Annotated in this window: 1 protein-coding gene; it reads left to right on the forward strand. The window is 60.7% G+C overall.

Translation table 11 applies throughout. The features are described 5' to 3' along the window. On the forward strand, positions 1–244 hold a 244-nt coding region (locus IAE50_RS25815), incomplete at both ends, for a TraC family protein (RefSeq protein ID WP_200581707.1).

Consider the following 244-nt stretch of genomic DNA (forward strand, 5'->3'; position numbering starts at 1 on the left):
AGCGAAAGCCAACCTGCAGCAGACCTGGGATTATCCCTCCCTGACCGCAGCGCTTCCGTGGCGTTATTACGATGATGCCAACGACATGTTCATCAATGCCGGCAGCGCGGGGTTTATCGTTGAAGCGGCCCCTCTGCCGGGGGCAAACGAGCAGGTGGTGGCCGCGCTGGATGACATGCTGCGCAAGAAGCTCCCGCGCAAAACGCCGGTGACCGTCATCATGGTCGCCAGCAAATGTGTGGGT

It is taken from the genome of Kosakonia sp. S42 (assembly GCF_016624785.1).
Classification (GTDB): Bacteria; Pseudomonadota; Gammaproteobacteria; order Enterobacterales; family Enterobacteriaceae; genus Kosakonia; species Kosakonia cowanii.